An 11252-nucleotide genomic window follows, 5' to 3' on the forward strand; every position below is an offset into this window, starting at 1 on the left:
GCTGGTAGAACGCAGGATCTCTTTGGTCTGTGAACGTGACATCGGAGGACCTCCCAACAGTATCCATCACGGCACGATGTTGACCGAGGGGGATCCTGCACTCGTGGCCAGCGGCCAGGTAGACCCGCAGAAGGATTAACCCTTAGAAGCGAGCCCCTTGTTGCCGTTCCGACACGGCGGGCGCATGACATCTGGATTAAAGGCGACAATACCGTCGGGTCACATGGCGGCCGCTGACGGCAGCGTCGCGAACGGTCACAACGGCCAAGCTGATGGATTTAGCCCACGCCTTCATCCAGAGACCTGGGCTCATGCTCCAGGCCATGATGGCTTCCTTGTCGCACGCCTACCCGGGACTCCGCAGCGCAGGCCGTGGTGCCTCCTGGCTGTCGTCCTCTGGTGGTTTCGGGCTGTAGATCCGCACGATCGGGAACGACACGGGCTCGGCACCCGCCTCGATCTCCTGATGGATGCGGTCACCGTACTTCTTCGGCGCGCGCTTCGACATGATCCACTTGCGGGTCGCGATGCGGGCACGGGAGCGCTGGATGTGCTCGCCGTTGACGCTCCATCCGAACAGTTGCCTTTCCTGTCGTGGCGCTCCACCCAGTCGTTGTTCGCGTCATCGGCAATCTTCAGCAGTTCATCCTCCATCATGTCGAGCTGCAGTTCCCTCGCGCGCGTACTGGTCCGAAAATGCCTCGTCGGCGAGCAGTTCCTTATGGATCACCGAGCGCGACGGGATATGCTCGCTGCGGCAGATTTCGCGCAGCGTCTCGCCCTCGGCGAGGCATTCGCAGATTTCGGCCTTGAGGGCTCGGGTCAGGAACCCTCGGTCGCCCCACAGGCCGTTTCTCGCCCATGCTTCTGCTCTCTTCGGAATCCTGCGACCGGGCTGGATCGCCATGGCCTCCTCCGAGAGCGCGTCGTTGAACGCGACCATCACGTGCGAGCCGTTGGCCTTCATCTCGGCCATCTTCTTGAGTACCCGCGCCAGCTTCTAAGGCATTTATGGCACAGCCCCAGAGGGGTATATTGTGGACGAAGCAGCCGTCATTCGACGCAATGGAAGGGCTGCTTGATGTCTCCCAATCGGGGAGGATGCTATGGGACGCAAATTCATCGATTGTCGTGCATTCCCGAGCGAGATGAACTGCTCAATCACGATCATTGCCGATACTGAGGGCGAACTCCTGGAGGCGGCGGTCCAGCATGCCGTTGCCGTGCACGGGCATCAGGATACGCCCGAGCTGCGGGATCAACTCAGAGGCGCTATCAAAGATGGCATGCCGTCTGAGGAGGCACCAAGCCGCGCCGCATGATGAATTAAGCGTTGCTTGGATGACCTCGCAGCGCGTTGCCCTGGCCACTGCTGGCCACAGGAATCTTGATTGTCTGAACGCGGGCGTGAACCATGAATTTCCGATAAGGCTGTTTACGGATCCGGGTCCCCTTCTTGGATAGGGCGTCTCCCTTGCCATGGCCGTATTTGGAGCAGAGCCTGATATGGCTGGGGAATCCATTCAAAGAGGGTTTGCTATGACCCGCTTGCTTGTATCGATAGCTGCCTTGGCAGTTACGATATCCATCGCCACGAACATAGCTTCTGCTGCTCCACCACCTGAATCCGAGCCTGGTCCGCCGCATGGATGCCTCGGTGAGGCGCTCTCAACTGTCGCTCGAGATCCCATCCTTCCCTTCAACCTCGGCTTTCTTGTATCCAGCAGCGCTCAATTCGAGGAGGACGAGCGGATCGGCTTCGGGGAAAGCGTTCAAGAGGGCCTCAGTGAGAACTGCGGGATCGGAAGCGAGACGCCTGATCCGGAGTAACTGCTTAGGGTGCGGAGGACAAAGGCGGCAATGACTATCATGGTTTAGCCTGACGCGAGACGAGCCCAAGCACATCATCCTGCGTGGCCCGGCTCATGCGCGGTCGGAGCCACTTCCCGCGTGCGGGAGAGAAGGTAGTCCGCGAGTTGCACGTAACGCCCTTTATGGAATTAGAGATCTTGCGCTCGGTCGTGCGGGTTAGCTTCCAAGATCAACTGTCGGTGGGCATGCCAACGCTCAAGGATTTGTTCCAGATTACAGAGCAAGCTCTGAGCCAAGGTCGTGTCGAGGCACTCCTCTCTCATCCACTTGATCAGGGCAATCTGCTCAGCCACGTGCCGTTCGCCTTCGGCGATGTCCCGATCAATCCTGGCCAGTACTTCGCATCGGTTCAGTGGCTTAGACATAGCGGTATGCCGAGCTGGGGCTGACGCCGGACTGCGGCTGATTATGCACCTGACCGCACGTGAGGGCCACGTCAAAGGCGATCAGCGTCACCTTCAGGTGCCTTGGCGCACCTCACCGTTGGCGCTGCAAGCGCATCATACAGCCGACTTGGTTGGAATTCCTTTGAGGAAGCGCCCGATGATTGCTTCCAACCTTCACCTGCGGGTCCACTGGTCAAGGGATCGCGGTCGACAGCCGCAAGAGTTTCCCCGCCTCGTGATGGTCCTGGTGATAGTCCTGTCCCTTGTGAATGTCTCGGCCACAGTGCTGATGGCTGGAAGCTGGGCGAGCCTCACCAAGGGGATGCTTGAACTTGAGAGAAGCATCCAGGATCACCCGACCGAGATGGTCAACTGAGCCGCGAATTTCCGATAACCCACAGTATGGAACGGACAACAGGGCGCGAGGCGTTAACGGACGTTGCTCTCAAGCGCCGGAGTCCCTAATGCCTCGCTTTTTCTTCGACATCCATGATGGCGAGGAGTTCACGCCCGACCGTATAGGGCTGGACCTGGACGGCCTGGAAGCGGCCAAGGCTGAGGCCAAGAAAGCCCTGCCCGACATTGTGAAGGAAGAAATGCCAGACAGGGGCCGGCGCGACTTTACCGTCGACGTCAAGGACGCGGCTGGGCAGATCGTCTGGCGGGTTACGCTGTCGCTGACCGTGGAAAACCCATCCCAAGGCTCAACCGCGAATACCTAGCAGCGGGCTGCGAATTTCGCATAAGCCTCAGTACGGAACTGCAGCACCGCGAATTTCGCTGAAGGGCCAGTATGGAACCGTGAACAAATGCAGCCACCGGTAGTTGGTAGGGCTTGCTGCCGCCTGTGAGATCGGAGCGCCACAGATGCCGCACCATTACCATGAGCGCAGGGAAGGTCCGATCAGAGGCCTGCGTTTGCCTCTGGCTGTTTGGAAGGACCTGCGGGATGCAGGCATCATCACTATCGATCAGCTCAAGGCTGGGGCGGATCTGCTCGAATGGGAGATCCCCGGGATCGGATCGAAGAAGGCCCGGATGATCCGGGAGGAGCTCGCCCGGGTAGCGGCAGTCGAAAGCCATCCATCGAACAAAGTGTAAAAACGAAGCTGCGCAATTTCGCATAAACCGCAGGATGGAATTGGGCTTGCCTCAAGGCTGGCGCTTCAGGGAATCCGAGAGGGACCATGGTGGAGGTAGCGGGGCATGGGGGAGATGTGCTGGCTTCGGAGCAGCGCAATAGACTGGGCAACCCGTGCCTTGCTATAGCGGATCAGCTCGGGGGAACGAGCCACGAGCATGGCGGAGGTCTGGCAGGCCACAGAGCAGGCTTGTACGGCCTCGGACTCGTTGACGGCTCTCCTGCGCTCTCCTCCGCATCCACTTGGATCAACATCATCGGTCTTGCGCGAGCTTTCGAGGCGGTGCGCCTGAATTCCCAAGGGCCTCGCCTGGCATCCAGTCTCATCGACAGCCGCAATGACAGCCTGGGCACACTGCCGGAATGGCTGCTTGAGTCGTTCCGGCTCCCGGTCCCAGCGTGCAGTCCTGAGCGTCGTAGAGCGTCCGCGCGATCGCTTCGATTTTGTCCGTGGTCACGAGCATGAGCCACACCTCAGCCAGTAGCGCAGAACCTAACCGCAAATACGGGCGAGATTAGACCCTCAAGAAGCCTCGCGAAAGCAGCCCGCAATTTCGCATAAACCGCAGTATGGAACAGCAAACAACCGTCGGAACTAGGCGGGCCGACTGAACCAGCAAGGCCAAACCCCTACCGTCTGTCGGGTTCATGACAGTTCCGAGATAAAATACCCGGCTATTCTCAGGGGGATCCCTCCGGTGGCAGACGGGGATGCGGAAGTGCGTCGCGCAATCCCGATAATTGTCAGTCCGGAACTTAAAGGTTCGGAGATCAGCCCGTGCCAGACTTGCATTGTTGAGGGCCTCGTTTTGAAGGCTTGCCGACCAGCGCACCAATGCCCAAGCGGCCATCTTAAGGGAGCACTTCCAATCGGCTACCCCAAGGGCGCTGTCTGCCTTAGCGTGCTGGGGTGCTATCATTACAGCCCCTCCCACAACACATGGAGGCGACAATGCACGCCATGCCCACAGAGCGTTTTGTCGTTTTCCAAGTCCAGGATGAGTGGCTGGTCACTTACAGGGATCGTACACAGATTGCCTTTAACACGCGTGAGGAAGCTGAGACTTCAGCGCTCAGTGCGGCAGATGCCATAGCCTCCCAAGGACATGCCGTTGCCTTGCTCATCCTGCCCGATGAGCCGGATTCGAACGGCCCAAGTCCGACGGTCCTTTCGCGACGTACTCCGCGGGTCAAACCAAACTAGGCTTCCTCGCCGTCGGGTTGAAAGCCAGCACTGAGTTGAGTGTCGTTGACCAACGATCAGCAGGTAAGACGCATGCCGAATGGTTTTCACGGAAGTTGCGAGGGACCAATCGGAGGTCTCCATCTGCCCCAAAGCGTCTGGAACGTGTTGCAGAGAGAGAACATTTCGACCTTCGACCAGCTCAAGGCGGTTGCTGACCGGATCGAGCGGTTCCAGGGCATCGAGCCTAAGATGGTATACGTGGTCCGAGAAGAGATCGCCCGTGTAGCAGTCCTCAATGGCCCCCTAGATAAGGGTCGGCCTCATGACCCTTGGCAGGCCGCGTAATTCGCAGAAGCCGCAGTATGGAATGCGCGTGCTGCTACGGAAAATTTACCTTGACCGTTCCAGGATGCGGGCACCGGGCGCGTTGCTTATCAGCCCGACCGCGCTCCATCGCCCCCAAGCGTGGAGGACGCCCTGGCTGAGGGATCGCGATTCCCCTTGGCCGGGGCGTTTCACTGTCAGCTGTGATTTTCGCGGAAGGCCGTGTATGGAACCGCTAAGCATGGCCTTCGCTTAGAGTGTTGAAGCCGAGAGGATCATCCAAACCCCAGGGCCGCCGATGCCACTGACCCAGAACCCCATCGTTGAATGGCCAGCAGAGCTCCATCAGCTGCTGCAGGGTATGCAGATCGCTACCCGTGCGGATGGCCAGCGCGATGGCCGCATCGACATCGACGTCGATCGGGAGACCCTGCTCCTGCTCAACGAGTTCGAAGCACGGGTGCGGCACCGCCAAGTGCGGCTCAGACTGGCCGACAGTGCTGAAGAATGCCTCGTGGGCGAGATGAACCCGGTGGTTGGCCTTGGGGCAGCGGCTGATCCGACCCAGCACATCGGCAAAGTCCGCATCAGCTTTCACGACATCCAGGATGACAGCTGCATCGATCCAGCACCTCAGATGTAAGCGCTCAGTAAGGGCAGCTGTTTCACAGAAGCTCCTGTATGGAACGCGATTTAAAGTCTTCGTGAAGTCTTTCCGGCAGCTTACGGCCCGTTCGGACGCTCCGTCGGACGGGGTTTCTTAATGGGCTGTTAACCATACTGCAGCGACCATGCTCTGGCTGATCCGCTGGGCTCCGGATCAGCATTCTCCTCCAGAGCGGTCGGGCGCGGAGTCTCCGCTCCGATCTGCTTGGGGGTTGTGAGCGTCCCCATGCAGTAACTGTCTCGTAATCACAATCGAAGCTGATCGAACTCGCAGGCGCGGCGTTCGCTCTGTGCCTGAACGGGAGGGTACTGTCAGGTTGGTAACAGCTCGGGGCCTGTGGCAGGGTATCGGGTATGAGCACGACATCAAATCCGTACCGCGCCGCTTCCCAGCCGTAATCATCAATCAGGCGGTGTGGTTGTATCACTGCTTCAGCCTGAGCTTGCGCGAAGTCGAACTGATCCTCGCGGCGCGAGGCATCGTGGTCAGTTACGAGACGATCCGTGAGTGGGGCCTGCGCTTCGGACGGACCTTCGCCAACAGCCTCAAACGGCGCCGACCGCAACCCGGCGACAAGTGGTTCCTAGATGGGGTGTTCGTGCGCATCCGCGGCAAGCTGCACTACCTCTGGCGAGCCGTTGATCAGCACGGGAACCTGCTCGACATGCTGGTCCAGAGCCGGCGCAACAAGGCGGCCAAGCGGTTCTTCTGCAAACTGCTGAAGGGCTTGCGTTATGTGCCCAGAATCCTCGTGACGGATAAACTCGGCTCCTATGCCGCCGCGAAACGCGAGATCCTGGAGGGTGTTGAACATCGCCAGAGCCGATACTTGAACAATCGCTGCGAGGTCTCGCACCAACGCGCCCGACGGCGAGAGCGCCACATGCGGCGGTTCAAGTCAGCCCGGCATGCGCAGCAGTTTCTCGCCACTCACACTCGAATCCACAATCACTTCCAGCTCCGCCGCCATCGCCTCTCCGCGAGCGCGTACCGCGTTGCACGAGATCGCGCCTTCGCTACGTGGCGCGACGCCACCGGCTCTGCCTTCGCAGGCTGATGTGGACCGGCTTGATGGCCGTCCTAGCGGCAGCGTCGTCTACTCGAGTCAACTTGACAGTACCGGCTGAACAAGGGCCGAGCGATAGGCTCAGAGATTTTTTGCAGCAAAAAGCTTAGCCTCCCCCTTATGGCTTACGCTATGTAACACATTACGGCCATGGTTTGCCGTAGGCTTTACCCACTGACATGGGGGAGCCTTGCCATGCGACGCCTCAGTCTGTCCCTGTTGCTGACCGTAGTCGCCTCAGTGCTGGTGCCGCTCTTAATCCTGTTGGCCTTCATGGTCAGTGTGTTGGTCTCGGCGCTGATGTTCCCCTAAGACCTCTCCGCTGTAGCATCCCTCCGATTTGGATGACTATGGCTTACCAGCGGCATGGGCAAGGCTCACAAGCAACCCCATGGTTATCGGTGTCGTGCTGCGCCCGTTGTTGGCCGAGAGTTTGTCGCGTCAGAGTGCCGCCTCATTGCTGGACTAAGCTCGTACTTAGGCGACTGAGCCTGGCTCTGATGGGAGGAGAAAATGGCCATCAGATACGCGACAGAAGCTGACCCTAATGTAGACGGCACCAGCGGCAATGATTACCTGTTTGGGAACAGACTCGCCAATGAACTCCGTGGCCTTGAAGGCTCTGACTGGCTCTTCGGGTATGGCGGGGATGATGCGCTGTTCGGTGGGCCTAACAACGATTATTTGTTTGGTGGAAGGGGAGCGGACCACCTTCATGGCGAAGCGGGAAACGACTGGCTGATCGGTGGTAAGGGGCCAGACACGTACCATTTCGTGCGGGATGGCGGTAAGGATATGGTGACAGACCTAAACCCTTCCGAGGGCGACGCGATCGTCTTCGGTGAGGGAGTTGGCCTCCTCCTCGTTGGCGGAGACGCCGTCGCTGAAGGGACAACTTACCAAGAGTTCGACTTCAACGGGGACGGCAAGATCGACAAGACGAGGGTTTATCTGGACTACGACAGAGAGCCATCGGGGCCAGTGATAAATCAGGCAAGTGATACATCAGGCAAGCCGCCGGACTACATTACGCTCTTGTATGCCAGTTGGGAGGATGTACAGGTCGCACTCAGACAGGCCTCACCTCCTGTGGGAGAGTTGTTCATCTAAACTCGGTTGGACAGAGGGCACACTCGACCATGTTAACGTGCCTTCTTTGTCTCATGCGATACGAGGGTTCATAAAATACCGTCACAAACCCACAGATCAGCACCCTCCCCGTTGCCGTCATTAGCTTCTGGGAGGGCTCATTGTTAGTCAGTAGGTCAGCCGCTACCCTGCTCTTCCAGCAAATCCAATCGCCATAGCTGCCATCTGTGCCTCAGTATTAACAAGAGCACCAACCCGCTCGTTCTGCCCATGCCCAGGATGGCCTTTGACCATTGCCAAGCGACGCGGTGCCGGAGGGGGAACAGGACTGAACATGTGTTGAGAAATAGGCTCAGAGATTTTGTTTTAGAACCAACGCCTTCAGCAGCAGAGCCAAGCTGATCATCGGCGGCACAAGGCCATGTTTTCGCCTTGGTATGAGGGCAGGTGCCGCAGCGTTGTAAAGGTCAAGGTCAGAAGGTTGACCACGACAGTTGTTAGGATACGCCCTTAATGAAGAGAATTATATTACTTGCTGCTGCTGCGATTGGGTCCAGCCTTGTCCTCGCTTCACCCTCAACAGCTCAGCCAACCCTTCAATTTGGTATTGGCCCAGACGGTCGCCCTCAGGTTGATGTTCGCGATCCTCAGCAGGAGGAACGTGAGCGCCGTGAGCGTTGGCGTCAGCGCCAAGAGGCAGAACGCGAACGGGCCTATGAACAGGGCAGGCGGGATGCTTGGCGCGATGGTCGCCTCTATGGTCGTTATGAAGAACGCTGCCGCAACGTCACTATTGAAGAACGGGACCGTTGGGGTCGCGTTGAGGTTCGGCGCGTTCGCCGCTGCGACTGATGGAAGGCAAGCCCTCGTATGTAAGCCGGATGGTTCATTATCTGCGAGGGTTCTTCATATCCTGCATCTTATAGCCAAGGTTAACCGATGGTTAGCGTTCCGTGTCTTACGCTTTGGGCAAGACAGTGGAAAGGCTCACGATGCGTACTCTCAAGAACTCGCTGGTTCTGCTTGTGTCGGCCTCAGTGCTTGGCCCGTTCTTCGTTGTGTCAGCGTATGCAGCGACGATCTTGGCTTCGGCCTTTGTCGGCCAGTAGGTGCGGCTCAGGGACTCAAAATACCCTGACAAACACAAAGATCAGCAAACCCTCTCAGTTGCAGTAATGAGCTTCTGAGAGGGTGATCGTTAATCCGTATGCAAGCTGTTATCTTGATCTTCCAGCAAACTTAATCGCCATAGCAGCCATCTGTGCCTCGGTATTAGCAAGGCCGTCAACCCGCTCGTTTTGCTCATGCCCGGCGTGACCCTTGACCCATTGCCAAGTGATCCTGCGACCGGTGATTAGCTGATCCATTTTCATCCAAAGCTCTTGGTTTAGCACAGGCTTACCATCAGCTTTACGCCAACCCTTAGCTTTCCATCCGCGAAGCCATTGGGTCGCGCCTTTGATAACGTACTGACTATCACTGTGAATGACGATCGGAGTGGAATGTGGAACAGCTTCAAGCGCCTTGATCGCAGCAAGCATTTCCATCTTGTTGTTTGTGGTTGCCGTGTCCCGACCTAATATGATCTGCTCTTCTCCTGCGATGTTGACAACGGCTGCGTACCCTCCTGGTCCGGGGTTTCCAAGGCAAGCGCCATCGGTGAAGACAATGGCTTGTCCACTCTGTTCAATAGTCATTTCAATCTCTTTGTCTGCTGTGTTTCGGTGAGGCAAATGGCTCATGGATTAATTAGCCAGTCTGCCTTGGGAAAGCGTAAATCCTGCTTTCAGACAGGCGCCTTTTGACTCGCGCGAAAGGCAATCTGCTTCTTTTGAAGGTTGGCATATCGACTGACGAGAGGACGCTGGACGCTATCAATCCTCATCAGCTATACTTTCCCATTCAGCGACTTCCTCATCGGTGGCTTTCCGTTTGCTGACTAAATCAGCCAGCAGAACAGCGGGAAACGAGGCGCTTTGTAGCGCAGTTCTGATGAACCCATGCTGATCTAATTCCAAAAGGCGGATTGTCAGCTTGTCAGGCTGCTCTGTGTCATACTCAACATCAAAGGAATGATAAGAGCTGTTCTGTCCGTCTTCTGTCGCAAGGGGAACGTTGAGTGAAACTACTCGGTCCTCAGGTGCAGCAAATCCAAGGCAAGCTTCAGGAGTGAGGTAATCGCTCATGTAGTTATTTGTTGGCTTTCATCCGTCGGGCGACGAATTTGGGATGTGATTGGAGGGTTAGTTGTGTCGGCTCCTCAACGCTTTGTGGCGAAAAGAAGTTCCACCATGAAAATTGCACATTTCTATTTCCCTGAAAAGATGCTCGTCGATGAATAAGTTTCTGATGTTTTTCTTACTATAGGAACATTTACGATAGACGTAGACTTTTACTACGCTTCGCGTACTCCGCAATAGCTTTAGCTCGGAAAGTCTTAGTCGGCGGACGTAAAGGCTCATCCTCGAAGAAGATGTTAAGCTAAGTTCTCTTTGATGGGAGAACGGGCTTGGGGATGTGACCAATCTTGTTTGCCTTGAAGCTTTTCGCGAGGCTTGCCGTGAGCTTGAGAAGGCGCAACTCAAGTACCGGCAAGCTGTTCATGATCTGGCGATTGTCCGTGAGAAGCTGGAACAGGCATTAGACCATGCTTATCGAGAGCAGTCGCTCGGTCCACTTGAACCCCTGTTTACCGACGAAGAGGCCGCACTGGCCCTGTATGAGCAAGCAGCCGCCAAACTCACCGAAGCCGAAGAACGGTGGTGTGCTTTGAGGGTCGCTTTGGCCTACGAAGAAAGGTTGATGCAGGAGGGGCAGCCGTCGCGCCAGCAACTGAACTGATTGATGCCGATTTGCGAAGTAATCCCTAAGAGAGGATTGTTGGCTTGTTGTATTTGGCTAATATTCCTCTTAGCCATGCCTCAGTACAGTCTCTTTATTTGCAGTCAGCATAACCGGATCAGGTATCCCAAAGGCTATGATTTGCCCAACGTTGAAGCTGCCCGTCGGGTCGCCTTGCGAGTGGCAAAGATTTTTATGGAGGTTGTTCCGTACTGGACGGACCTGTCCTCCGATCAGCAGAATGATTTTATGGTGCAGATCGACGACGAGACTGGTCAAACAGTTCTGATCGTGCCGTTCAGAGAAGCCAAAGAACCCAAGTCCTGAGTTGCACCAAAGCATTTCGCGCTCAGGCACAAAGAAGCCCCACCAGGATTGCTCAACTGATGGAGCTGGTTGGTTAAGGGAGGAAGCATCCTCAGTTTAACAAGGTTCTAAGATGGGTCTGTGCGATGACACACCAGAGCCGCTAAGTCGTGGCGACCTTAGCCAACTTCTCAGCTACCGTTTCTGGTCTAAGTGGTGCATCCGGTAAGTCATGCCGCCCTCGGTAGGAGGGCGATGCCGGCGGCGTTGGCCCCAGACGAAGGGATGGCGATGCGCATTCCAGTAGACGGTGGCGCCGTGGATCGCATCGGTGATCTCGTCCCAGCTCTCGAAGCGCCGGCCGGCTAACGCCA

At 57.0% G+C, this 11252-nt stretch carries 13 protein-coding genes and 1 pseudogene; 11 read left to right on the forward strand and 3 right to left on the reverse strand.

Annotated features, from left to right (window positions below; translation table 11 throughout):
• Positions 1–346 precede the first annotated feature (346 nt).
• Positions 347–976, reverse strand: a pseudogene (locus ACS5Q1_RS43205) (terminase small subunit-like protein).
• 130 nt (positions 977–1106) lie between these two features.
• Between ACS5Q1_RS43205 and ACS5Q1_RS43210 the strand changes: the two are divergent.
• The 9 genes from ACS5Q1_RS43210 to ACS5Q1_RS43250 all read left to right on the forward strand — a co-directional run bounded on the left by ACS5Q1_RS43210 (position 1107) and on the right by ACS5Q1_RS43250 (position 7752).
• Positions 1107–1322, forward strand: coding sequence for a DUF1059 domain-containing protein (locus ACS5Q1_RS43210; RefSeq protein WP_473104003.1), 216 nt, complete (start codon positions 1107–1109; stop codon positions 1320–1322).
• Positions 1323–1506: 184 nt separating this feature from the next.
• A complete protein-coding gene (locus tag ACS5Q1_RS43215; RefSeq protein WP_473104004.1) occupies positions 1507–1830 on the forward strand; it encodes a hypothetical protein in 324 nt (107 codons plus the stop codon).
• Between the two features lie 164 nt (positions 1831–1994).
• On the forward strand, positions 1995–2261 hold the full coding sequence (locus ACS5Q1_RS43220) for a hypothetical protein (RefSeq protein WP_473104005.1): 267 nt from the start codon (positions 1995–1997) through the stop codon (positions 2259–2261).
• A gap of 154 nt (positions 2262–2415) precedes the next feature.
• Positions 2416–2634, forward strand: coding sequence for a hypothetical protein (locus tag ACS5Q1_RS43225; protein ID WP_473104006.1), 219 nt, complete (start codon positions 2416–2418; stop codon positions 2632–2634).
• A gap of 88 nt (positions 2635–2722) precedes the next feature.
• Positions 2723–2980, forward strand: a complete 258-nt coding sequence (locus ACS5Q1_RS43230; protein ID WP_473104007.1) for a DUF6894 family protein — start codon at positions 2723–2725, stop codon at positions 2978–2980.
• Positions 2981–3125: 145 nt separating this feature from the next.
• The gene (locus ACS5Q1_RS43235) at positions 3126–3359 is read left to right on the forward strand and encodes a helix-hairpin-helix domain-containing protein (RefSeq protein WP_473104008.1); all 234 of its coding nucleotides are present in this window, start codon (positions 3126–3128) and stop codon (positions 3357–3359) included.
• Positions 3360–5207: 1848 nt separating this feature from the next.
• Positions 5208–5552: a hypothetical protein gene (locus tag ACS5Q1_RS43240; protein ID WP_473104009.1), complete on the forward strand. Its 345-nt coding sequence runs from the start codon at positions 5208–5210 to the stop codon at positions 5550–5552.
• Positions 5553–5922: 370 nt separating this feature from the next.
• Entirely contained in the window at positions 5923–6633 is a 711-nt protein-coding gene (locus ACS5Q1_RS43245) for an IS6 family transposase (protein WP_473104015.1), read from the forward strand.
• 522 nt (positions 6634–7155) lie between these two features.
• Complete coding sequence (locus ACS5Q1_RS43250; RefSeq protein ID WP_473104010.1) at positions 7156–7752, forward strand: calcium-binding protein; 597 nt, start codon at positions 7156–7158, stop codon at positions 7750–7752.
• A 1196-nt stretch (positions 7753–8948) separates the two neighbouring features.
• On the opposite strand, the gene rnhA is transcribed toward ACS5Q1_RS43250, so the two are convergent.
• Complete coding sequence (gene rnhA, locus ACS5Q1_RS43255) at positions 8949–9428, reverse strand: ribonuclease HI (RefSeq protein WP_473104011.1); 480 nt, start codon at positions 9426–9428, stop codon at positions 8949–8951.
• A 177-nt stretch (positions 9429–9605) separates the two neighbouring features.
• A complete protein-coding gene (locus ACS5Q1_RS43260) occupies positions 9606–9917 on the reverse strand; it encodes a hypothetical protein (RefSeq protein ID WP_473104012.1) in 312 nt (103 codons plus the stop codon).
• 331 nt (positions 9918–10248) lie between these two features.
• Here ACS5Q1_RS43260 and ACS5Q1_RS43265 point away from each other — a divergent pair, with 331 nt between their 5' ends.
• Entirely contained in the window at positions 10249–10572 is a 324-nt protein-coding gene (locus ACS5Q1_RS43265) for a hypothetical protein (RefSeq protein ID WP_473104013.1), read from the forward strand.
• A gap of 75 nt (positions 10573–10647) precedes the next feature.
• Positions 10648–10899, forward strand: coding sequence for a DUF6894 family protein (locus ACS5Q1_RS43270; RefSeq protein ID WP_473104014.1), 252 nt, complete (start codon positions 10648–10650; stop codon positions 10897–10899).
• Positions 10900–11252 lie beyond the last annotated feature (353 nt).

The sequence above is a fragment of the Microvirga sp. GN3 genome (assembly GCF_055792825.1).